17 protein-coding genes and 3 tRNA genes are annotated in these 23,401 nt (G+C 66.2%); 9 read left to right on the top strand and 11 right to left on the bottom strand.

All coding sequences use genetic code 11. The annotated features are described in order from the left end of the window. Nucleotides 1-388: 388 nt before the first annotated feature. Nucleotides 389-967 (bottom strand): sigma-70 family RNA polymerase sigma factor, encoded by a 579-nt coding sequence (locus HNR11_RS05740; RefSeq protein WP_179441494.1) that lies wholly within the window; start codon nt 965-967, stop codon nt 389-391. Between the two features lie 638 nt (nt 968-1,605). Between HNR11_RS05740 and HNR11_RS05735 the strand changes: the two genes are divergently transcribed. From HNR11_RS05735 to HNR11_RS05720, 4 genes are all read left to right on the top strand, one after another. Next, nucleotides 1,606-5,673 carry a Pls/PosA family non-ribosomal peptide synthetase gene (locus tag HNR11_RS05735; protein WP_179441493.1) on the top strand — a complete coding sequence of 1,356 codons (4,068 nt, stop codon included), beginning with the start codon at nt 1,606-1,608 and terminating at the stop codon, nt 5,671-5,673. 31 nt (nt 5,674-5,704) lie between these two features. Next, complete coding sequence (gene dapA / locus HNR11_RS05730; RefSeq protein ID WP_179441492.1) at nt 5,705-6,706, top strand: 4-hydroxy-tetrahydrodipicolinate synthase; 1,002 nt, start codon at nt 5,705-5,707, stop codon at nt 6,704-6,706. A 59-nt stretch (nt 6,707-6,765) separates the two neighbouring features. After that, the gene (locus HNR11_RS05725; protein WP_179441491.1) at nt 6,766-7,938 is read left to right on the top strand and encodes a heparan-alpha-glucosaminide N-acetyltransferase domain-containing protein; all 1,173 of its coding nucleotides are present in this window, start codon (nt 6,766-6,768) and stop codon (nt 7,936-7,938) included. Nucleotides 7,939-8,048: 110 nt separating this feature from the next. After that, entirely contained in the window at nt 8,049-8,252 is a 204-nt protein-coding gene (locus tag HNR11_RS05720) for a hypothetical protein (protein WP_179441490.1), read from the top strand. Nucleotides 8,253-8,320: 68 nt separating this feature from the next. On the opposite strand, the gene HNR11_RS05715 is transcribed toward HNR11_RS05720, so the two are convergent. After that, the gene (locus tag HNR11_RS05715; RefSeq protein WP_179441489.1) at nt 8,321-8,935 is read right to left on the bottom strand and encodes a 4'-phosphopantetheinyl transferase family protein; all 615 of its coding nucleotides are present in this window, start codon (nt 8,933-8,935) and stop codon (nt 8,321-8,323) included. A gap of 134 nt (nt 8,936-9,069) precedes the next feature. Here HNR11_RS05715 and HNR11_RS05710 point away from each other — a divergent pair, with 134 nt between their 5' ends. Continuing rightward, a complete protein-coding gene (locus HNR11_RS05710; RefSeq protein ID WP_179441488.1) occupies nt 9,070-10,371 on the top strand; it encodes a M1 family metallopeptidase in 1,302 nt (433 codons plus the stop codon). Between the two features lie 173 nt (nt 10,372-10,544). Then, complete coding sequence (locus tag HNR11_RS05705) at nt 10,545-11,465, top strand: alpha/beta hydrolase (RefSeq protein ID WP_179441487.1); 921 nt, start codon at nt 10,545-10,547, stop codon at nt 11,463-11,465. Between the two features lie 76 nt (nt 11,466-11,541). Here the strand turns inward: HNR11_RS05705 and HNR11_RS05700 are convergent, their stop codons facing one another. Further along, entirely contained in the window at nt 11,542-12,789 is a 1,248-nt protein-coding gene (locus HNR11_RS05700; RefSeq protein ID WP_179441486.1) for a helix-turn-helix transcriptional regulator, read from the bottom strand. Nucleotides 12,790-12,928: 139 nt separating this feature from the next. On the opposite strand from HNR11_RS05700, the gene fdhA reads away from it, so the two are divergent. After that, nucleotides 12,929-14,146: a formaldehyde dehydrogenase, glutathione-independent gene (gene fdhA / locus HNR11_RS05695; protein WP_179441485.1), complete on the top strand. Its 1,218-nt coding sequence runs from the start codon at nt 12,929-12,931 to the stop codon at nt 14,144-14,146. Between the two features lie 140 nt (nt 14,147-14,286). Here the strand turns inward: fdhA and HNR11_RS05690 are convergent, their stop codons facing one another. From HNR11_RS05690 to HNR11_RS05675, 4 genes are all read right to left on the bottom strand, one after another. Next, nucleotides 14,287-14,775: a CinA family protein gene (locus tag HNR11_RS05690; protein ID WP_179441484.1), complete on the bottom strand. Its 489-nt coding sequence runs from the start codon at nt 14,773-14,775 to the stop codon at nt 14,287-14,289. Between the two features lie 271 nt (nt 14,776-15,046). Then, nucleotides 15,047-15,119 (bottom strand) — tRNA-Phe (locus tag HNR11_RS05685). Between the two features lie 61 nt (nt 15,120-15,180). Further along, nucleotides 15,181-15,254: transfer RNA gene (locus tag HNR11_RS05680), tRNA-Asp, on the bottom strand. Nucleotides 15,255-15,377: 123 nt separating this feature from the next. After that, nucleotides 15,378-15,450, bottom strand: a tRNA-Glu gene (locus HNR11_RS05675). A 104-nt stretch (nt 15,451-15,554) separates the two neighbouring features. Between HNR11_RS05675 and HNR11_RS05670 the strand changes: the two genes are divergently transcribed. Together HNR11_RS05670 and HNR11_RS14255 are read left to right on the top strand one after the other, a co-directional pair. Beyond that, nucleotides 15,555-15,920, top strand: coding sequence for a metallopeptidase family protein (locus tag HNR11_RS05670; protein WP_179441483.1), 366 nt, complete (start codon nt 15,555-15,557; stop codon nt 15,918-15,920). A 446-nt stretch (nt 15,921-16,366) separates the two neighbouring features. Then, on the top strand, nt 16,367-18,373 hold the full coding sequence (locus HNR11_RS14255) for an NlpC/P60 family protein (protein ID WP_179441482.1): 2,007 nt from the start codon (nt 16,367-16,369) through the stop codon (nt 18,371-18,373). A gap of 210 nt (nt 18,374-18,583) precedes the next feature. On the opposite strand, the gene HNR11_RS13990 is transcribed toward HNR11_RS14255, so the two are convergent. The 4 genes from HNR11_RS13990 to HNR11_RS05645 form a co-directional block, all read right to left on the bottom strand. After that, nucleotides 18,584-19,819: a universal stress protein gene (locus tag HNR11_RS13990; protein ID WP_246310326.1), complete on the bottom strand. Its 1,236-nt coding sequence runs from the start codon at nt 19,817-19,819 to the stop codon at nt 18,584-18,586. An 84-nt stretch (nt 19,820-19,903) separates the two neighbouring features. Beyond that, entirely contained in the window at nt 19,904-20,959 is a 1,056-nt protein-coding gene (locus HNR11_RS05655) for a glycerophosphodiester phosphodiesterase (protein ID WP_246310325.1), read from the bottom strand. Nucleotides 20,960-21,069: 110 nt separating this feature from the next. Beyond that, nucleotides 21,070-22,050 carry a hypothetical protein gene (locus HNR11_RS05650; protein WP_179441481.1) on the bottom strand — a complete coding sequence of 327 codons (981 nt, stop codon included), beginning with the start codon at nt 22,048-22,050 and terminating at the stop codon, nt 21,070-21,072. 42 nt (nt 22,051-22,092) lie between these two features. Further along, nucleotides 22,093-23,319 carry an endonuclease/exonuclease/phosphatase family protein gene (locus HNR11_RS05645; protein ID WP_179441480.1) on the bottom strand — a complete coding sequence of 409 codons (1,227 nt, stop codon included), beginning with the start codon at nt 23,317-23,319 and terminating at the stop codon, nt 22,093-22,095. Between the last annotated feature and the right edge of the window lie 82 nt (nt 23,320-23,401).

Genomic DNA, 23,401 nt, shown 5'->3' with positions numbered 1-23,401 from the left:
GCTCAACCTATACGAGCCCATCATGGGGCGTCGAGCATTCTCAGCGCAGGTCAGCGCGTTGCAGAACCAGCGGCAGTCAGCGGCGAGTGACAGGTGCACGCGATCGTGGCTGCAGCGGGATCGCGGGAGGGATCCGAGGAGCAGGATCACGCTCGGTGGGCGTCAGGTACCGGAGGAAGGGTGTCCGTCGTCGCTGTCCCGGCCTGGTTCTTCCTCTGATTCTGAGGTCGCAGCGCGGATGCGTTCTTCAAGCGACGCAGGCGGAGTCTCTTCCCGCCAGCTCAGGTCGGCGGCATCAAGACGCGAGGCTGTTGCGCGGAGCTCCGCGAGCTCGTCGTCGATCGTCGGGTCTGCGGCTCGGGCCTGGTCCAGTTCCTGCCACTCGGCGTCACTGAGACTGCCCGTCAGCGCCCCTGCGATCAGCTCCTCGCGCCGCGACGGCATTTCCCCCATCGTGAGCATTACCCCCCAGTGCCCTCCGCAGTGATCTCAGCCCGTAGTACATCCGCGTCCGCAAGGTCGCGACCGGAACGCCCGTCTGTTCCGAAAGCTCCTCGTAGCCTACGCCGTTGAGCTGAACAGCGAAAATGACCTCTCGATGCTCGAAGGTGAGTGTGGCCAAGGATTCATAGAGGACCAGCCGCTCGACGATGAGCAGATCCTCGGCCACCGGCTCACTGGCCCACTCGATCTTCTCCGGGTCCGAGGGGGCGGGTCGTCTGGCACGAGCACGCAAGGCATCGATGACGAGGTTCCGCGCTATGGCGAAGAGCCAGGTCCTCACTGAACCGCGAGAACTGCTGTAACGATCCCGATTCCGCCAGGCGCGGATGAAGGCCTCCTGGACGCAGTCCTCAGCCTCGGACCGGTCGCCGAGCGCATTGAGCGCGAACGCGAAGAGCGCCCCGCCGTGCGCGGCAAAGGCCTCCCGGACATCGAAAGGGACGTCCTCACCCGCTGGATCCATGGCAGGCACCCCCTTGAGCAGGGCGGGCCGGGCTGGCCAGGAAAGGTTCGCCCCTCACGGGCTGGCCTGGCAGTCCACCCCGCTGTCTCTCCATGGGCAGTCGAGACCTGCAATTTCGCCTACCAAGCGCGTCATCACCGCGCAGCGACGACCTTCTCGAGGTACTCCGTGAAACGGGCGGAGAAACAGGCATGGGGGGGAAGACCTTTCTAGGCCCTGGGCACATCCGGTGCAAGGATGTCAGACCGGCACGGTCCTTAGTTGCTTCAAGCCTTCTGTAGCGTATCCGCACGCTATTGAATATTTCAAGATGTGACAGATCTCTCAATAATCGAGCGCGATCTGCGCATGATACTCGTTTTCGAGAGCTAAGCAATACCGAAACCAGCATCTCAGCGCGCTCGGCCCCGTTGAATGCCGAACCCGGACCGCCCCGCATCGGCAGTGTTCGATCTTCGGAGCACATCGGGACTCGGCTCTGCACAGCCCTGCTCAAAAGATTTTCAGGGCTGTGATGAATGAGACCTGTGTGACCGGCGTATCCCTTGCTACAACCGGTCCGTCCTGCGGAGCGGGAACCCCTAAGTCGTGCCCAAGACACGATCGGGTGCCGACTTTTCCAGCCGAAAAGGTGATTTATGGTTCTTTACGAAGGCTCGCCGAAGGCCCTCCCCACGGTGACCCCGGACCTTGCACTCAAGCCCCCCGCCACCGCAGAGCTGCACCAGGAGCCGCCGGGTGAGGTCATTGCACTGACCGCCCCCGCCGGCGCCTCGCGACCCATCGGGAGTTGGAACAAACTTGCACCTTCAACTGCCGTGTACTCCGGCGGAGCCGTCACCGCCCCGCGGACTCTGCTGGACATCTTCTTCCACAGTGTCGACAACTTTCCGGACGCGACCGCGCTCGACGACGGCGTGGTCCAGCTGAGCTACCTGGAACTTCTGAATCGCATCGAGAAGGTGTCCGTGGTCATGCGGGAAGCGGGCATCGGCACAGGAGATCGGGTCGGCATCCGGGTCCCCTCCGGAACCGTGGAGCTCTACATCGCGATCCTGGCGGCGCTCTACCGAGGAGCCGCCTACGTGCCGGTGGATCATGATGAGCCTCAGGAACGTGCGCGCATGGTGTGGCAGGAAGCTGGCGTCACGGCCGTGATCGAGTCCGGTCTCAACGTGCGCCTGCTGCCTGATTCACCCCCGCGCGGAGAAGATCGCCCCCCTAACGGCGACGACGATGCCTGGATCATCTTCACCTCAGGGTCCACCGGAAAGCCCAAGGGGGTGGCGATCTCGCACAGATCCGCGGCGGCATTCGTGGACGCCGAGGCTTCTGTGTACTGCGTCGATGCTCCGTTGGGACCGGGAGATCGGGTCCTGGCCGGGCTTTCGGTGAGCTTTGACGCCTCCTGTGAGGAGATGTGGCTGGCCTGGCGCTACGCCGCCTGCCTCGTGCCGGCACCGCGTGACGTCGTCCGTTCAGGTGAAGACCTCGGGCCCTGGCTGGCTGAGCGCGGGATCACGGCCGTCTCGACCGTGCCGACGCTGGCTGCGATGTGGCCCGCCGAGTCTCTGAAGAACGTCCGGCTGCTGATCTTCGGCGGGGAGGCTTGCCCGCCGGAGCTCGTGGCACGTCTGGCGACCCCGGGCCGGGAGGTCTGGAACACCTACGGCCCCACCGAGGCCACGGTCGTCTCCTGCGGCGCCCTGGTCGACGGTTCAGGGCCGGTGCGCATCGGGCTTCCCCTGCGCGGGTGGCAGCTGGCTGTGGTGGATGCGGAGGACCAGCCGGTGCCCTGGGGCGAAGTAGGCGAGCTGGTCATCGGCGGAGCCGGGCTGGGTCGGTACCTGGACCCGGTGAAGGACGCGGAGAAGTACGCGCCGATGACCACTCTTGGTTGGCCCCGCGCCTACCGCAGCGGTGATCTGGTCCGCGCTGAGATGGAAGGCCTGATCTTCGTCGGCAGAGCGGACGATCAGGTCAAGCTCGCCGGTCAGCGAGTTGAGCTCGGAGAAGTAGACAATGCGCTGAGCAATCTGGCCAACGTCGCCGCAGGCGCCAGCGCGGTGCAGAAGAGCCCAGACGGCAATGGGATCCTCGCTGGATACCTGGTGCCCGCCGCCGGCAAGACCATCGACCTGGTCCAGGCGCGCGCTGCTCTGAGCGAGAAGCTTCCCGGGCGGCTGGTCCCTGCACTTGCCGTGATCGATGAGCTCCCGGTGAAGACCTCCGGCAAGGTAGATCGCAAGGCGCTCCCCTGGCCGCTGCCGGCGGACCCGAGCGCGGCGGCGGCAGCCACTGAGCTGCATGCCGATTTCGTCTGGCTGGCTGAGCGGTGGACCGGCCTGTTGGGTCCGGTGCCGCTGAGCGCCGAGAGCGACTTCTTCGCCCTTGGCGGTTCCAGCCTGACGGCCGCCCAGCTGGTCTCCACGTTGCGCAAGCGCTATCCGGACGTCTCGATCGCAGATCTCTATGCTCACCCCTCACTCTCCGAGATGTCTTCGCATCTTCGCCAACTCGATCCCAAGACTTCCATGGAGCGCACGACGCGCCCCACTCCCCGTTGGACCGGATTCCTCCAGATGCCGCTGATCGCCGGTCTCTACAGCATCATCGGTCTGCGCTATGTGACCGGGATCGCCATCGTGTGTCTGGTGCTGTTCCAGATCGGAGAGACACCCTGGGTGCCGAATCCACCCCTGGTCCCCACGATCATCGCCTGGCTTCTGCTCTTCAGCCTGCCCGCACGGGCCATCGCGGCGATCGTCTCGGCCCGAGTCTTGCTCTACCGCGTGAGACCGGGCATCTATCCGCGTGGCGGGGTCGCGCATGTTCGCCTTTGGGCGGCAGAGCGGATCCTCACCTTCTGTCAGTTAGACGCGTTGATGGGCACGCCCCTTGCCCCCGCCTTCGCACGTGCCATGGGCGCAGGAGTCGGCAAGAACGTCCACTTGGACGCGCTTCCCCCCGTCACGGGCCTCGCCGCGATCGAGTCCGGGGCCTCCATCGAACAGGACGTCGACCTCGCCGGTCACTGGCTCGAGGGCGATCAGCTCCATATCGGAGTCGTGCGGATCGGTGAAAATGCACGCGTCGGCATGAGGTCGACCCTCCAGGGAGGAGCCGTGGTCGGCGCCAATGCGGAGATCGCACCCGCCAGTGTGGTCACCGACATGGTCCCAGAGAACGAGCACTGGGCCGGTTCCCCGTTGCAGAGGATCGGCGTCTCGGGGCAGGACTGGCCGGTGACCGAGAAGTCCGCGGCCCGGGGTCACCTGGGTGTCGCGCTGATGTACCCGATCGGACTCCTGATGCTGGGACTGCTCGCCCTCTCAGCACCGCTGCCGGGGGCCGCCCTCATGCTGTTGTTGATCTCGGACTACGAGACGCTGGCCCCGGCCCTGTGGACGCTTGCCGCCTGGACCCCGGTGTTCATCGTGATCACCGTGGTGACGTATCTCGGTCTGCTCGCCGGTTCCGTCCGGCTGATGGGCCGTCTCATGCCTCGAGGTATCCACTCGGTGCACAGCCTCCCCGCGTGGGCCGCCTGGATGTCGGGACGTCTGATGGCGAAGTCACTGATCAACATGTACCCGCTCTACTCCAGCATGCTCACCCCCTCCTGGCTGCGACTGCTCGGTGCGCACGTGGGCAAGGACGTGGAAGCCGCCACCGTGGAGGCGATCCCGCATCTGACCAGCGTCGGCGACAAGTCGTTCCTGGCCGATCATTCGCTGGTCTCCGCCAAGTATGTCCGCCACGGCCAGCTGCGGTTGGAGAGCGGCAGCGTCGGCCAGAAGGCGTTCCTCGGCAATTCGGCCATCCTCGGTCCCAATCAGAGGATGCCCTCCAACTCGCTGGTCGCCGTGCTCTCCTCCGCACCCAAGGAGATGCCGCTGAACTCGCTGTGGCTCGGCAACCCCCCGATCGAACTTCCTCGTGCTGCAGAGAACGTCGACGCGTCGCTGACCTATGACCCGCCGCGTCGGCTCAAGCTGGCCCGGGCAGCGGTGGAGCTGTGTCGCATCCTGCCGATGTTCATCACGGCGTGGTTGGCGCTGGTCACGGTCTACGTGCTGGCCTTGATCTACACCAGCTTCGGCTTCCTCACCGCCGTGGCGCTCTCCGGCCCGGTGCTGCTGGCCAGCGGGATCGCCGCCGCACTGACCGCGATGCTCGCTAAATGGCTCCTGGTCGGTCGGTTCAAAGCGACCCAGCGACCGCTGTGGAGCTCGTTCGTCTGGCGCAACGAGCTGGCCGACTGCTTCTCCGAGGCGCTGGCTGTCCCTGGTCTGATCCGAATGAGTCTGGGCACCCCGCTGCTGAACCTGTGGCTGCGCGGAATGGGCGCGAAGATCGGACGCGGTGTCTGGTGCGAGACCTGGTGGCTGCCGGAGTTCGATCTGATCCGGCTCGACAAAGGTGCCTCGGTGAACCGCGGCACCGTCTTGCAGACGCACCTCTTCCACGACCGGATCATGCGCCTGGACCGGGTCCATTTCGAAGAGGGCTCCTCCCTCGGGCCGAACAGCATCGTTCTTCCCGGCAGCTCATTGGGCCCTCACGCAAGTGTCGGTGCGGGCTCGCTGGTGATGCGCTCGGAGAGCATCCCGGGCTCCACCACGTGGAACGGCAATCCGATCCGACGCACCGTTGGCGTCCTCTCCACTCGAGAATCCCTCGCGGCCGCCGGGGCAGCTCGTTGAGGACACAGAAAGTGCCGAAGAAGGAGACACGATGGAATTGACACCCGATCTCAGGTTCCGGATCACCCCGCAGTTCGGCACGGTGATGACGGCCATGGTGACCCCCTTCGACGAATTCGGGCAGCTGGACCTCGAAGGTGCTCGCGACCTCGCGCGCTGGCTCACCCGCGACGGCTGGAACGACGGGCTGGTGGTCAACGGCACCACCGGCGAGTCGATCAGCACCACAGATGCAGAGAAGACGGCCATGATCAGGACGGTCTCCGCCGCGGTCGGGGGGCGAGCCTCGGTGATCGCCGGGGTAGGTGTGGCCAGCACTCAGCACAGCATCGAGCTGGCGCAGGCGGCCGCGAGCGCCGGTGCCGATGGGTTGATGGTGGTCGCACCGTATTACTGCCGCCCAAGCCAGGCTGGTCTGCTGCGACACTTCACCGCCATCGCCGAGAGCACCTCGCTGCCGGTCATGCTCTACGACATCCCGCGTCGTACCGGGGTGGCCATTGATCGCGAGACCCTGCTGGCCGCTGCTGAGCACCCGCGGATCATCGCGGTCAAGGACGCCAAGGGCGATCTCGCCGCGAGCTCCTGGGTCATGCAGCACACTGGTCTGACCTACTACTCGGGGGAGGATGTGCTGAACCTCCCGCTGCTCTCGATCGGAGCGGTCGGGTTCGTCTCGGTCGTCGGACACGTCGCCGCGGATCTGCTGCGCTGCCTGCGGCAGTGCCATCTGCAGGGCAGGACGGCGCAGGCGGCAGGGATCCACCGCCAGCTCCTTGCCGTCTACGAGGGAATGTTCCGGGCTCCGGCAGCTGCCTCGGTCAAGGCAGCACTGGCCATGCAGGGGCTGCCAGGCGGCCCGGTACGGCTGCCTCTGGTGAACTTGGACGAGTCACAGAGAAAGCAGCTCTCGCTGGACCTGGTCGCCTCCGGCATCCCGGATCGGGTGATTCCGCATCGCCCCTCGGCGGCGGATGTCCGCGACGCCGACTCTGGCCGAACCGGACCCGTTCTGAGCCTGAGGCTGCAGTGAGGGGCACCAGCAGCGGCCTCCCGACCGGCACACCATCGAGCTCGCCCGCCGCAGGAGCCTTGACCGCGGACAAGCGCAGACGCCGCCTCACCGGGGTCGATGCGGCTCGCGGCCTCGCGCTGCTGGGCATGATGGCGATCCATATCCTGCCTGCCTGGGATGAGAACGGAGACCCGACCCTCGTCTGGTCTGCGTTCTCAGGCGTGGCAGCCACACTCTTCGCCCTCCTGGCCGGACTCACGCTGGCCTTCCTGACTGGTGGTCCCCGCCCGCTCAGCGGGAGCGCGCTGACTGCTTCTCGAGCTGGTCTTCTCGTCCGGGCCGCCCTGATCGCCGTCCTGGGGATGCTCCTCGCCGCTGTGGATCCCCCTGCGGCGATCATCCTGGTCTACTACGGGGCCATGTTTCTGCTGGCCATCCCGCTGCTTCGGCTCTCACCCAGAGCTCTGGCGGCTCTCGCCATCGGCATCGCAGTGCTGGGCCCGATCCTCGTGCACCTCACGCGAGACGTCCTTCCTGACCTCTCCGGCTACGACCCCACCCTGACCACCCTGTTCACCGAACCGGTGACGTTCCTCAGCGTGGTGCTCTTCACCGGCAGCTTCCCGGTCATCCCATGGATGGCCTACGTCTGTGCGGGACTCGCCCTGGGCCGTCTGGACCTGCGGGACAAGCGGACCGCGCTCCGACTCTTCGTCGCCGGCGTCCTCACGGCCTTGGGCGCCTGGCTGACCTCTGCTCTGCTCCAGGGCCCACTGGGGGGTCGGGAGCAGCTGATGGCCGCCACCCCGTGGTCTGCGACCGAGATCCAAGACTTCCTCATCTGGGGGCCTTTTCCGGAACTCCCGACGACGACGTGGTGGTGGCTCACCGTCTTGGCACCGTACACCGCCACCCCGTTCGAGGTGTTCCACTCCCTCGGAGTCGCGGCGGCCGCGCTCGGCGCGATGCTTCTGATCGGCAGGTTCGCCGGCCGCGCACTCCGGCCGCTGACGGCCATCGGAAGCATGACCTTGACCCTGTACAGCGCACATCTGCTGGTGCTGGCCACCGGCCTGCTCGCCCAGGCGCCCTGGGCGTCGCTCATCGTGCAGACCGCGGCGGCCGTAGGCTTCGCCATGATCTGGCTGCATTTCAAGGATTCCGGCCCGTTGGAGCGCGGAGTCACTGTGGCCACCCGCGCTGTCCGGGATCGGGTCTATGCGCGGATCCAGCGAAAGGCGCCCGGCTAGCAAGGCGGCATAGCCTGCGGTTTCCGGTCCATTACACTGGCACCGAGAAGCTGGCGTTGCCACGGGCGCACGACTTCTGACATGAGTTTTCCAGGGTGCCGGAGGGGTGCGTGCGCAGTAACCGGGACGATGCAGGCAGAGCGCTCTACGACGAACGACGAAAGCTGCTTGCCGGTCTGATGATGTCGGAGGCGGAGCCATGGGAAGACCTGCCCGAGGACGTGAAGGAACGGTGGCGGCAGAAGACCGAGCTCTCGAGCACCCAGGAGGGTTCGCGAGGGCCCCGGCGGCGCTCCGAAGGTCAGGGCCGCTAGCGACCTCGATCCGGGTTCGACGACACCCGGTTCAAGTTTCCGACGCAGAGGCCGACCCGGAGACTCGCTCAGCGGCGAGGGTCCAGAAGCGGTCCGGAATTCTCCGCCAGGGCAAGCATCACGGGCAGGCCCTCCCGGGCATCGCGCGCAGAGTGAGAGCTCCGCGGCAGGTCGGTCAGCGTGACTGCGGGATGACTCAGACAGAGCGGGGGCTCCCAGGGCTCGTTGAGCACCACGGCCGTGGGGTGCAGACCCCCACGCCCGACGTCGAAGCCGATGTGCAGCGACTTCAGCACCGCCTCCTTGCGCACCCAGGTGCGCAGCAGCCAGTAGAGTCGATCGGCGTCGTCAAGGCCCTCGGTCAGACGGAACCACGGAGATTCTTCCGGCGCCAGAATCACCTCCGCGAATCCTGCCGGCTGCGTCGTCGAACGCAGGAAGGGATCGATCAGCTCGATGTCGATGCCCAGGGAGCTGGCTTCGCCGGGGCCGGCGCAGGCTGCCGCAATCCACCCGTGAGATCGCGATCTGGAGACCTCTACCCGCTTGCCGGCGACCCTCGCTTCCGGTGCCCCACGGCGAGGGACGAGTTCCACCCGAGCAGGGTCGACACCGTGCGCCTCGGCCACCAGGGCGAGGACGATCGAGTCGGCGCTGCCGCCGGAGCTATAGGTCCACTCCATCGTCGCGCCTCCTGAAGCCTTGAACCCGTTGCACACCGACCAGGAACGGATGACCCCATCTTCACACCCTTTCGCAGTTCTTGAGGCTGTGAGCCCAACACAGATGATCTTCGCAAAGGACGCGTGTCCCGCTCATGATCCAGCCCGACCCCTATACCCCGACCTCTGGGTCGGCTGAACTGCGTGTGGATCACTATGACCTCACGCTGGACTATGACATCTACTCGAACCGACTCCTCGGGGTGGCCGTGCTGCACGGGCAGGTGCTCACCGACACCTCCGCCCTCGCACTCGACCTGCGAGGCCTGAAGGTCAGCCAGGTGCAGCTCAACGGCAGCGCGGTCCGCTTCAAACAGACCCGCACGAAGCTGGTGCTGCGCAGCCCGCTGACGGCTGAAGACGCGGTCATCATCGAGGTCTCCTACTCCGGCAAGCCCCGAGTCCAAAAGGGGCCCTGGGGCGAAGTCGGCTGGGAGGAGCTCACCGACGGCGTGCTGGTGGCGGGGCAGCCGAACGGGGCTGCCACCTGGTTTCCCTGCAACGATCACCCCGGAAGTAAGGCCACCTGGCGCTGCAGCATCGAGGTCGACTCGGACTACACCGCGATCAGCAACGGCGAACTCCTGCACAGCACCCCAGGCGACGGCCGAACCGTGTGGACCTGGGAATCCAGAGCCCCACTGGCGACTTACCTGGCAACCGTGCAGATCGGGCAGTACCGGCGTGGCCCGCTGCCGAGCAAGACCCACACATCCGCGAGGGTCCCGCTCCGACTGGCCTGTGGGGACCACCTCTGGCGGCAGGGCCAGAACGCACTGGCCAAGCAGCACGCGATGCTGACGGTCTTCGAGAAGCACTTCGGCGAGTACCCCTTCGACTCCTACGAAGTGGTCGTCACCGATGACGATCTGGAGATCCCGCTCGAATCCCAACCGCTCTCGATTCTGGGGCCGAACCATCTGGGCGCGGGATGGAACTCGGAGCGCCTGATCGCCCATGAGCTCGCCCACCAATGGTTCGGCAACTCGGTGACCCCGCATCAATGGTCTGACATCTGGCTCAACGAGGGCTTCGCCAGCTACGCCGAGTGGCTCTGGTCGGAGGCCTCCGACCAGGCCGATGCCAACTCACGGGCAGACGCGGCCTACGAACAGCTGGCATCGATGCCGCAGGACATCGTGCTGGCCGACCCCGGCGGGCCGGGGATGTTCGACGATCGGGTCTATCTGCGTGGAGCCCTCACCCTTCATGCCCTGCGATGCCATGTGGGCGAGGACGGGTTCTTTCAGACCCTGCGTTCCTGGACGGCGCTGAATCGTCACGGAACCGTGTCCACCGCAGACTTCCTGACACATGCGCAGCGAGTGACAGGGCACCCGGCGGGGTCCCTGCTGCGGGACTGGTTGTTCGGGGCCCAGCTCCCGGATCTGCCCTGAGCCATGAAACCCCGGTGCTCCCCGTTGCAGGGCTCTCGCTCCTGCCCCGCCGCGATCTCTTACACTTCTCGCAGAAGCCCTCGGGCCGATGCAGGAACCCCATCAGCCCGATCGGCTGGTGTCTCCGCATACCCGCGGAGCCGCCCGGCGGCGCAACGGCAAGGATTGCAGCTATGACCAGAGGTTTAGCACGACTCCCGGTGCTGGTCGCGGCCGTGCTCGCGGTGATCCTCGTGCTTCTGGGGCTTCTCGTGTTCTTCGGCCCGACGGTGCCGCTGAGTCAGGACGAGGACCCCGAGGCCAGCGCGGCGGGCCCGGCCCGGTGTGAAGAACATGGGATCTCGTCACCGGACCCTCGGGCGGACCCGGAACCGGTCAGTGGGGCCGAGAATGAGGCCGCCGGTGCAGAGGGCGCGGTCCAGCTCGATCAGGAGTTCACCGCCGACGGTGTCACCAGTGGCTACCACCTCTACACCCGGGACGTGGACTTCGATGAGTCCGTGGGCGTGGTGGTTCGACTCCACGGTGACGGTGGGGCTGAGTATGCCGATCCCGATGGCCTGTTGAACTGCCTGGCCGCAGTCGCCGCGTCGCACAACATGATGCTGCTGGCCCCACTGACCCCTGATGTGGAGGGTGAGGAGACCTGGTGGGAAGACATCTCAACGAACCTGCCCTGGCTCCAGGACCTGCTGAGCACACGCGTCCTTGAGACCTACGCCCCGGACACCGAGGATGTCTGGTGGATGGGATATTCCGGCGGTGCGGAGATGATCACCTACGGGGTGCTTCCGCGCACCCCTCAGGCGGTGACCGGCGGCGCCGTGATGATCGGCGGTGGCGGGTCACCGGGGGCTCTGCGCGAGGAACCGACGGCTGAGCAGCGCGCCTCCCTTGATCTGACCTGGATCACCGGGACCCTGGACGACGGCAGCGTCCCCTACGCCCCGTTCGACGCGTTGACCGCAGCTCAGGAGGGTTCCAGCTGGTACCGCGAACAGGGTTTCGAGCAGGTGCGGGCTGAGTTCCCCGAAGGAGAGGACCACTTCTCGCTGCCTCAGGCGCGGATTCTCGAGGACGTTCTGCGGCAGTGACGACCGACGACGTCGGCCATGCGGGCGCGTCTCGGCCGGGCGCCGGGACGTTGCCACCGGGGCGCCTGGGCAGGGCCTAGGGCTCGGTCAGGAGCGCGGCAATGGCCTCCGCGCGGGAGTCTGCCTGGAGGGCGTGCAGAATCCGAGAGATGTGAAACTTCACGGTGTTCTCGCTGATGCCCAGCTCTTCGGCGATGCTGCGATTGCTGCTCCCCGATGCCAGCAGGTTCGCCACCTGCTTCTCCCGAGGGCGCAGCTCCGCGATGGCCGCGGCGGAGCGTCCCACCTGGGGAGGGTCCAGCGGGAACAGGGCTGAGAGCTCTGCACCCCAGCCTGTCGTGGAGATCACCGACAGCTGGCCCCTGAGGGCCTGGACTCGCTGTTCGGCGATCTGGCGCAGCGCCTGCTGGTCCGTGGGACCACCCTCGCCGTCGTCGCGGACGTGGACGACCAGCTGGACTCCGTCGCAGTCCCACTGCACCCGCACCCGGGTGATCCCCGGGCTCTCCACGCGACGGAGAATCACCCGGTGGACCACGGCCCGGGCGCCGCGGGCGATGTCATCCGGAACCGGGTGGTGTCCCTGAGTCGGCTCCACGAACTCCAGTTCCACGTGCCAATAGCGGGCCGCGGACCACAGCTCCTCCTTCAAGCGGGCAAAGGCCAGCGAGGCCGGCTCCTGCGCCACTGCGCTTGCGTGTTCGCTGAGCATCCGAAGTCGATCCAGCCCCGCTGCGGATCGGGCAATGGCAGCGTCCCGCGCCGAGGCGTCAGACAACCGCCCAGCCCGCAGCGGAGCCAGGATCCCGTCCAAGGTCGCTGAATACTCATCCTGGATCTCACCCAGTGCCTGCAGGCGCACCCCGGCGCTGGAGCGTGCGTGGCGAAGGTAGTCCGGGCCCGCCTCGTCTGCGTGCTCCTGAACATGCAGCGAGACGATGTTCCAGACGTCGAGAAGTCGCTGCTCGTCTGACACCGGACCGGGGTCGATGATCACCAGGAGCGATCCATTGCGCGCCTGCACCTGCAGGACCGCGCGCTCGACGTCGCCGATCCTCAGGGCCGTCGGCTGGACGCCCTCCACGCCGCCGGTCGCCCCGCGCAGCTGGTCCAGGTCAAGCCCGCGCACCCCGCGGTGGACCGCCGGGTCCCCGGAGCACTGTATGCGTCCGCCACTGGCATCAGCGGTGAAGATGACCAGTGCCGAGTGGTTGACCATGGGACTCAACAGGTCCGAAAGGCTTCGAACTATCGAACCCAGCGGCGAGGACAGAACGTCGAAGAGCTGGTGGAGCAGACCGTCTGTGAGGGTGACGCGATCCATAGCTCGCATACTACTGACAGGACCTACCCGAAGGTAGGGCTACAGCCCGCCCCCCTGGTCATTGAGCCACGTCACACCCAGATAGAGACTTGAGGCATGTGAGGCAGCCCGCCTATCACGGTCCAGCGAGAGGATAGCAATGTCTGAGAACAGAGCAATCGCATATAAGAGCCCGGGAGTCGTGGAGGTCATCGATACCCCCTATCCGGACTTTGAACTCAAGGACGGCCCCGGCGTCAATCCCGCCAACATCGGACGCAAGGTGCCGCACGGTGCCGTGCTGCGGACCGTCGCGACGAACATCTGTGGCTCCGACCAGCACATGGTGCGTGGGCGGACCACGGCACCGGCTGGGCTGGTTCTCGGGCATGAGATCACCGGCGAAGTCGTCGAAGTGGGCCCTGACGTCGAGTTCATCAAGGTCGGCGACATCGTCTCGGTGCCGTTCAACATCTCCTGCGGACGGTGTCGCAACTGCAAGGAGCGCAAGACCGGCATCTGTCTCAACGTCAATCCGGATCGCCCGGGCAGCGCCTATGGCTATGTGGACATGGGAGGGTGGGTCGGCGGGCAGGCAGAGTATGTGCTCACTCCGTATGCCGACTGGAACCTGCTGAAGTTCCCCGACCGTGATCAGGCGCTGGAGAAGATCCTCGATCTGACCATGCTCTCGGACATCTTCCCCACCGGCTTCCACGGCGCCTACTCCGCAGGCGTTGGCCCGGGGTCCACGGTGTACATCGCCGGTGCCGGACCTGTGGGGTTGGCTGCTGCAGTCGGTGCCCAGCTGCTCGGAGCGGGCGCGGTGCTCGTCGGGGACCTCAATGAGGAACGCCTCGCCCAGGCCCGCTCCTTCGGCTGTGAGACGGTGGATGTCTCCAAGGGTGACCCCCGCGACCAGATCGAGCAGATCCTCGGGGTGCCAGAGGTGGAGTGCGGTGTCGACGCGGTGGGCTTCGAGGCGCGCGGACACGGCGCCGATTCGGCGACGGAAGCTCCAGCAACGGTGCTGAACTCGCTGATGGATCTCACCGAGGCAGGAGGCGCGCTGGGGATTCCCGGACTCTATGTCACCGGAGACCCTGGTGGCATCGACGAAGCCGCCCAGGTCGGTTCGCTCTCGATTCGCCTCGGATTGGGATGGGCCAAGTCCTTGTCCTTCACCACCGGTCAGTGCCCGGTGATGAAGTACAACCGTCACCTGATGCAGGCCATCCTGCAGGAGAAGGTCCAGATCGCCAAGGCTGTGAAAGCCACCGCGATACCCCTGGCGGACGCGCCGGCCGCCTATGCGGAATTCGACAAGGGCGCGGCCAAGAAGTTCGTCCTGAACCCCAACGACTACATCAAGAACTGAGCCGCCGGTCCGGCCCACCACGCGCGAATTCGGCCCGTCTTCTCCAGGGGCTCCTCAGCTCTGGATGAGGCGGGCCGACTCGCGTCACTGAGTCACAGCTCGCGCCGGAGCCGCCGGTCACGGTCTTCTGGGCAGCTCCATCAAGCTGCGGCCAGGAGAGAGTGCAGCAGGCGCAGAGAATACAGCTGGGTCTGCGCCAGGATCTCGAGGGGCTCTCCGGAGAAATGCCGCAGCTGCGTCCGCGTGGTGCCGGACACCGAGGCCGCCAACCAGGTGGTCCCAGGGGCCTGACCCTCTTGGCCCTCCGGACCTCCCGCCCCGCTCGCAGCGACGCCGACATCGGCGTCGAACATGGCAGTGACACCCTGGGCCATGCTCCGGACTGCCTCCTCCGAGATCACCGGCCCCTCAGGCACATTCAAGACACGGTGCTTCGACATGGTCTGGTAGGTCACAACGCCACCAGCGAACCACTCGCCGGACCCTTTCGCCGCGGCGAACTGGTTCGCCAGCTTGCCCCCGGTCAGGGACTCCGCGACGGCAAGAGTGAGCCCGCGCTCAGCAAGCAGCCTCCCCACCGCTGCTGCGATCTCGGCTGCCTGCTCCTCGAGCTCAGCGACACGGTCCATGACGATCCCCCTCTACTGTGGCCAGATGACAAGGTCGGCGCGCCGCCCGGAGCATCCGATCAAGGATCAGACTCACAAAGGCCAGCCGCGGACATCTGCGCGCCAGGGTTCTGAGTCTAGTGAGTCCTGTCGCGAGGGCGTCAAGCGGGGAACCGGGTCCACCCTGGGCGGCCGCCGTTCCCCGACTGATCCGCCGCGGCTGGGGAGTACCCCCGGACACAAGAAAACCCCTGGATATCCAGGGGTTCTCTCTCCCGTTGCCGGGTAAAGGTGGCTCCGACCGGCGTCGATCCGGTGACCTTTCGATTTTCAGTCGAACGCTCTACCAACTGAGCTACAGAGCCAGGATCGCCGACTAGTGCGACGACTTGCTCTCCGGCCAGATCCTCTGTTCAGAGAGTGGAGCGACCCTGACGGGACTTGAACCCGCGACCTCCGCCGTGACAGGGCGGCGCGCTAACCAACTGCGCTACAGGGCCTTGCTGTGTGCCGCTAGGCACGAAGTGAAACTTTACCAGCTCCACCCCTTTGGGCCAAATCCAACTTCCGCCGGATTCAGACCGTGACCTGCGAGTCGGACCCGCTGATCCGTCTCACCAGAGTACCCCCAACGGGATTCGAACCCGTGCCGCCGCCGTGAAAGGGCGGTGTCCTAGGCCGCTAGACGATGGGGGCCCGATCCCTGGTGGGAACCTGTAAAAGTTTAGGTCCAGCACCCGCGCAGAGCAAATCGATCGCCGAGCACTCGCACATCCGGACGGTCCTCATAGGATGAAGCCATGGCTTTCTCCATGAGTGACGAGGAGTTCGACGCCGCCACCACTGAGGCGCTCGACAGCATTCCTGCAGACCTTGCCGCACAGCTCGACAACGTAGCGGTCTTTGTAGAGGACCGGTATCAGCCACAGTCATGGGAAGACCCTTCAGTCGTGCTGCTGGGCCTCTATGAGGGCATACCGCTCACCGAGCGCGGCCCAGAAGGCTGGGCGATGCCGGATCGCATCACCCTATATAAGGAGCCGATCCTGCAGATGTGCCACAGCCGGGAAGAAGTGATCCATCAGGTCACCATCACAGTGATTCACGAAGTCGCGCACTTCTTCGGCATCGACGACGAAACTCTGCACCGCCTCGGCTGGGGCTGAATGCCGCGAGCCGCCGGCATTACCGGCCGTGGATAACGCCATTAGCACAGTGCCATTCCAATGTCCGGGAGGCTCAACCTTCAACCTACTTGAAGGTTGAGCCTTATGCTTTACCCCGCTACATCCCTGGAATGACGCGGAAGTAGCCCTCACAGTTAGATCACAGGAACGACACGACCTGTTGCCAACATGACAAATCCACAACTATCGTTGCCGGCGTAGCGCCAAAAGGCTCGATTCGCGTTTCCCATCGTTACGCTTCGGCCTCTGGATCACACGGCTATCACCGCACGGCGATCACCTTTTTGATTGAGGGTTTCCACAACTGTCTTTCCTTAGGTCCGCCTGGCCACGTGAGTCCACGAGCTGAGGCACCCGCGAGTCGAGCTTTGCCCCGTGAGACGGGCTGCGGCGCTTCCCCAGTGAGGACTAAGTGAGGATCTACCGTGAAATACCGTCGCAATCTTGCGGTGGCCGCAGTCACTGCCGCCGTCGTGACGACAGCGTTGGTCGGGACAACTCTCCCCGATCTGGTGGCCGACCGAGCCGCCACTGCCGTCGAACAGAATGATCGCAATTCCGCCGATTCAGTCAGCCTGACTGAACTCCCCGCGGTTCCGTCCGCCAAGGAGATCTCGACCGCCCGAGACTCTTCTCAGGCCACCGAGCAGATGATCGATGAGATCTCCGACCGCATCTCACAGGCCAGCCAGCGCGCGCTGGAGCTGGAGACTTCGATGCAGGAACAGCACCAGGCGGCTGTCCAGGCGCAGGTAGAGGCGGACGAGGCGGCCGCGGAAGCTGATGAAGCTCGCACCGCCGCGGAGGAGACCCAGGCCGCTGCGGCCCAGGAGTACCAGGAGCCGGAGACTTCCGCTGCTGAGGTCCTGCTCACCGAGGAAGACAGCCTGGCAGACGCCGCCACCGATGCCCAGCTCCAGGAGCAGGCCGAGCTCGACGCGGCCGCCGCTGAGCAGGCTGCCGCCGAGGCTGAGAGCCTCGCGGAGCAGGCGCGCCAGAACTCCACGAGCGCCGCAGAGGCGGAGGAGAACGCAGATCGCGCCACCGAGACGACGCGCACTGACGTCGCAGAGGTGGGAGAGACGCTCCAGGGGCTGCTTGAGACCCTGATGGAGCTCGAGGGCTGGGAAGGGGATCTGCAGAGCTTCTTCGAGCAGATCCTTGGCAACAGTGACTTCATCGACGAGGACGGCCAGGTCGATCACGAACAGCTGACGTACCGGATCACCACGCTGCGGGCCGACGCCGAGCAGGCGCGCATCACCGACGAGGCCGCCGCTGAAGCAGCCGAAGCCGAAGAGGCCGCTGCCGCCGAAGCTGAAGAGGCAGCCGCCGCTGAAGCTGAAGAAGCTGCCGCCGCCGAAGCTGAAGAGGCAGCCGCCGCTGAAGCTGAAGAAGCTGCCGCCGCCGAAGTCGAAGAGGCAGCCGCGGCTCAGGCCGCCGAGGAGGCCGCCGCTGAAGCAGCCGAAGCCGAGGAAGCAGCAGCCGCTCAGGCCGCCGCTGAAGCAGCCGAAGCCGAGGAAGCAGCAGCCGCTCAGGCCGCCGCTGAAGCAGCCGAAGCCGAAGAGGCCGCCGCCGCTCAGGCCGCAGAGGAGGCAGCCGCCGCTGCTGCTGCCGCTGAAGAGACTTCCTCGGAAGGTGCGGAAGGGGAAGCCGCACCTTCCGAGGAACCACAGCCTGCACCTGCTCCAGAGCCGGTCATCGCTTCGTTCAATGAGCTCAGCACCAGCATGCAGACACTGATGCGCCAGGGCGCTGAGCTGGAGTCCTCCTTCAGCGGAGGCGCTCAGGACTACTACCGGGCTGTGCTGAACAACGGGGCACTGACCAACGCCGATGGCAATGCATCCTGGAACAAGATGCGCTGGCACGTGGACTACCTCTCAGCTCAGGTAGAGCCCGAACCAGAGCCCGAGCCGGAGCCGGAGCCCACCCGGGCCCCAGCCCCCGAGCCCACCCCGGCGCCCGCTCCGGAGCGCACCCAGGCTCCTGCGCCTGCGCAGAGCCAGTCGCAGAGCCAGTCGCAGAGCCGGTCACAGTCCACGAACGTGGTCCCGGCCAGCAGCAACTCCAACGGTGCGGAGATCGCCATCAACTGGGCGGTGGCGCAGGCAAACCGTGGTGACGTCCGCTACGTCCTGGGCGCCAACGGCCCCAATGCCTTCGACTGCTCGTCCTTGGTGCAGCAGGCCTTCGGTCAGGCCGGAGTCAGCCTGAGCCGCACCACGTTCAGCCAGGTCAACGAAGGACAGGCAGTGTCTGTGGGCGATATGCGCCGTGGGGACCTGGTGTTCTTCGGCAGCGCCACGGCTCCGGGCCACGTCGGCATCTACCTGGGCAACGGCCAGATGGTCGATGCCTCCAACCCGAGCCGCGGGATCACCGTGCGATCGGTCTACCAGACACCATCTGCAGTTCGCCGAGTGCTCTGAACCCAGAAGTCGAATGCATGACTGAATAACCTCTCACTGGATCTCCCGCTCGCGGTAGGGCGGCGAGACACATGAAAGATGAAGATGATGAAGGCCCCCGGCGTCGGACACCGGGGGCCTTCATTTCTCTGTATCAAGACATCTATGCCCACGCCCCGTCGCCAGACTCCTGGGCCCAGACCCTAAGAGCCAGACCTCCCACGGGCAGGTTCAGTCTCCGAGCACCGGGCCGAACTGCGGTCGGTTCTCCAGGCGTGAGTCCTCGTTCTCCGGGACCACCATCAGCGGACCCTCCGCATGGTGCAGCACGCCCTGGGAGGTCGATCCCAGGAGCATTCCGGCGAACCCGCCGCGGCCGCGGGTGCCGATGACGGTGAGCTGCGCTCCCCGGGTCTCCTGGACCAAGACATCAACCGCCGTGCCATCGATGACCTCGGCGTCGATCTTCAGATCCGGGTAGTGGCTGTGCAGCCAGAGCCGCCCTGCCTCGAGCTTCTCGCGGAGCTCGCGCAGTGCCGCGTCGTTGTCGATGCTGGTCGGGATCCAGACCAGGGTCGCTCCCACCGGGGGCAGCGCACATACGATCCGCAGACGGGTGCCCCGCTCACTGGCCTCACGAGCGGCCACCAGTGCGGCCACTCGACCGAAATCTGATCCGTCCACCCCAGCGGCCACCGGGCGCGTATCTCTGGACTGGATCGATGGAGCCCCTTCGGGGATCACGGAGGCCGGCCCCGCGGAGTCCGACTCTGGCGATCCTGAGTCCTGACCCGACGAGACCCGACCCGACGAGACCCGACCCGACGATGAGCCGTGATCCGCCGTCGAGCCCTGTTGGGTGGTCCCACCCACGATGGGAATGGCACCTGTGGCAGTGGTGACCGCATTGGACTCCTTGGAGGAGAACTTCAGCGGCACCAGGACAGTGGGACATTTCGCGTGGGCGGGAAGCGCGGAGGAGACCGATCCGAGCAGCCTCCCGAGGAACCCTCCCCTGCCTCGGCTGCCCACGACCAGGACCACGGCGTCGTGCGAGTAGTCCAGCAGCACCCCTGCGGGGTCCCCGGACTCGACCTCGTAGCGCACCTCTCCGGGGTAGTCCCGGAGGAACTCGGCGGCCTGCTCGAGGACCTTCTCTGAGCCTTGGCGCAGCGCTGCATCATCCATCAGTGCGTAGCCACCGTCCATCGATGAGGCGGCGAAGGCGGGAATCGAATAGGCCGTGACCACAGTCAGCAGAAGCCCACGGCGGTGCGCCTCGGCCGCCGCCCAGTGCGCGGCGCGCAGCGACTGCTCGGACCCATCAACCCCGACGACGACGCCACGGACCCTGCGTCGTCCCGAGCCCGTCTGACCGGCAGGCTCATCCGGGACGGAGGGTCGGGTCGAACGGTCACGCGGCGAGGAGCCGCTGTCTGGGGATCCTCGGTGCGGTGCGGGGTTCATGACGAGCTCCTGACGGCCATAGCGAACAGCGTGCGCCCATGATATCGCTCCATGTCCACTGCGACATCTGTGGGCGTCCGCAGCTCAGCAGGGTGCAGGCCCCGCGGGAGTGACCGCTTTCAGAAGCCGTGCCGGATAGTTCGTCGTGATCTCCCGCACACCGAGGTCCAGGAGCAGATCGGCATCCTCAGGGTCATCCACGGTCCAGACACGCAGCCGGGATCCCCGCGCCAGCCACGCCTTGACCTCGGCGCGGTGCGTCTTGACGTAGGCAAGTCCCGGCCCCGCAATTCCGACGGTCCCGTTCCACACCAGCGCCTCGGAGTCCCGGCGGGTTCTGTGCATCACCGCGGCCACCACCGGCCGCACCGCGGGCCGCAACGCCGGGGCGAACGGGAGCCGGCTCAGCCGCTTCTGGACCTGAGCCCGGGTCACGGAGCTGAACAGCGCGCAGAGCTTATCGGGTGCCACCATGTCCGAGAGCCCGAGCAGCGAGCCAGGGTAGAAGCTCATGAAGGACACGGTCACCGCGTGCTCACCGCGTGCCCCGGAGGGAATCACGGATGTCTCGGGGTCCCACCCGAAACGCAGCAGCGTGCGCAGCACGGTGTGCTCCAGCCGATCCCCGAACGGTGAGGGGTGCTTCAGTTCCACCGCGAGGTCGAGGTCGCGGCCCGCCTCGGTCATCAGCTCGAGGACATCGGCGAGCGTCATCAGCTGGTCGTGGCGTCCGCCGTAGTCACCGGGAAGCCTGGGGGTCTTCCAGGTGGAGACATCAAGGCTGCGCATGTGGGCGAGGCTGAGCTCGGCCACAGCTCCGGTGCCGTTGCTGGTGCGGTCCACGGTGGCGTCGTGGAAGCAGACCAGCTCCCCGTCGGCGGTCAGATGCAGATCGATCTCCAGACCGTCTGCGCCCTCCTCGATCGCCCTCTGATAGGCCGCCCGAGTGTTCTCCGCGAACAGCCCCGAGGCTCCTCGATGCGCGAAGATCTTCGCTCGCGCTCCGTCCCGGCGCGCGGATGCGAGGAGATCCTCAGGCTCCGCAGGTGAAGTGCAGTGAACCGGGGTGGCCATCCGGCTGACCGGTGGAGCCACGCCCAGCGCGCCTGCGAAATCTCGGTTCCGAACCAGTTCTGGCATCACGGCCTCAGACTGGGCTCATCCGGACAACAGAATGCGACGGGCAGGGGGCCGGTTGGAGGAAGCGCGGATGAACTTGGTGTGAACCATCCCGCAGACGCCGGTGGCGATCAGCCCTGTGGCAGCTCAGCATCGGGTCGGCCTGAGTCGAGATCAATCTTCGAGGCCTCGCCGGCGGAGACACGCTCGGATTCCCGCTGGGACTTTGCCTTGGAGTCCCGCTGGGCGACGAGGGCTCGCTTGCGGCTGCGGCGCTCCTTGCGCTCGGCGCGGAGCCGCTCCCGCTGCTGCGCGCGTTCCATATCAGCGACCAGCCCTTGCGGGAGCTGCTCGGGCAGATCGCCGAACGTCTTGTGCGCGGACTTCACGATCTGGCTGGCCAGACGATGATTGGCCGCGCCGCCGACCACCATGCCGATTCCAAAGGGAATGGCGCGGGCTACCATCGTGGTGCCGGAGCGGATGAAGAATCTGCGCATGAACTGACGCTTGATCTGATTGACCACCAGCCCGGACACGCCGGAGGAGCTGCCAGTGGTCTTGATCGGAACCAGCGATGAGAACGGGCCTGCTCCCTTCCCGCCGGCCTGCTGGGAGAGCTCCCCCAGGAGCTGGCGCCCCTGATCCCCGAGTATCACACCCATGACCAGCAGCTTCGCACGGTCCGGGTCTGCGGTACTGACACCGGAGAGCTCTGCGATGGACTGCGCGTAGAGCGCGCAGGCCTCGAGGAAGCTTCCCGTGGCGGCGGCGGAGAGTCCCAGGGAGGTCACCGTGCCGACCGCCGGCACTGCGGCCGTGGCGCCGATCAGGGCACCTCCCCCGGTCATGGCCCGGGTGAAGTCCTTGTCCAGCTGCGCGGCGAGTTGGTGGTTGGAGAAGTCCGGGTGGGCCTTGCGGAGGCGGCGGATGTTCGCGAGCACCAACGGGCGCTGCACGGTGACGGCGCGGGTCAGCCAGCTCTCTGCCCGTGGAGTGAGTCGCCCGGAATCATCGAAGGCATGACCCTTGACCATGGACACGGTCTGCTGGGCGAAGAAGCCGGAGGCCGCAGTGCCCATGAGTTTTCCGTTGACATAGGACTTCTTCATGGGCTCAGTCTAGGCCGTGACCCCGGCAGGGTGGGAAGCGATTCAGCTTCCGGCGATGTCCAGCCAGACCAGCCGTCCAGCCGGGGAGTCTGGGTCCGCAGGGTCCACCAGATCGAAGCCGAACTCCCCCTCCGCGGGCCAGAACACACCTGAGTTGTCCACGTTCAGCGCGGCGGCGGGAAGCACATAGGAGGAACGGACTGCGGTGTCACCGCTCAGACCGTGGGTGGCCTGGGGATCAACTGTGGCATCCCGGCGCTCCGGCAGCGGCTCCTCGGTGATCGCTTCCGGGCCCGGGTCCTGGATGCTCTCGCCCTCCAGGAGGGAGGAGAGCTCGGGGACTCGCTGATTGGGCCAGGTCTGGAGCTCCTGGGCGTCGGCCAGTCCACCGGCGACCACGAACGGGGCCCCCGAGTCGAGTCCGCCGTAGGTGCCGTCGTCGTCATAGAGGTACCAGGCTGCCCCGGAGACGTACTCCGAGACCATGCGGCGCTGATCCTCACTGCGCGCAGTGTCCGGCGCGGTGGGACCTGGGGGGCTGTTGAGGTCCGTTGCCACCAGGTGCACGGGGTCCGGTTCGCCGGGGACCTCCAGCGGGATGTCCCACATGCTGGTGCTGGGCAGCCGGAGCACGGACTTCTCCAGCGTGGAGAACTCATCGGCGGGCAACGAGTTCTCCGGCATGTCCTGCCAGAGGAACTCCTGGAAGGTGCGGACCTCGTCCTCGACGATGGGATGCACCGAGAAGACGGCCATTCCCCGCTCCCCGGCGTAGCGCCCGTAGCCCAGCGCATCCCCGGGCCCACCGACCCGACCGTCGCCGTCGAAATCGGCACCCGAATCAATACCAGAGTTCGTGGGGGCGGTGTATATATGGGAGTAATCGATGCCGGTCTGGCCGTTCTGGCCCCGGGAGAGGTACTCCTCGTTGATGCTGGCGGCGATCTGCTGATGCTCGTCATAGCTGAGCCCGGTCAGCACCAGCACGTCGGGTGCATTGAGCTGCACGGTCTCCGCCAGCACGCGTGCCTGCGGGTGCATCCCGCCGCTGAGCTCCTCAAGGACCTCGGCGGAGGACCCACCACTGATCTCAGCATGGAGCGTGGCCACGCGCAGGTCACCCATCGACTTCTCCACCGTGGTGGTCGGATCCTGAGAATCCGGGGTGATCGGTGGCTGCCCGGGGGTCGGGTAGAAGGAGGTCGGGGACGCTGCACCGGCGGAGTCGCTGGTGAGGTCAGTGGCGTGCGCGCCGGAAGATCCGGCCATCACGAGACCGGCGACGAGGCAGCCAGTGATACTGCTGCGCGTCAATCCTCTGGCCCGCAGCTCAGAACGTTGCTGGCCATTG

Source organism: Nesterenkonia sandarakina (genome assembly GCF_013410215.1).
Classification (GTDB): Bacteria; Actinomycetota; Actinomycetes; order Actinomycetales; family Micrococcaceae; genus Nesterenkonia; species Nesterenkonia sandarakina.
Note: the sequence above shows the minus strand (reverse complement) of the source record. Positions and strands in the feature narration are given on the sequence as shown.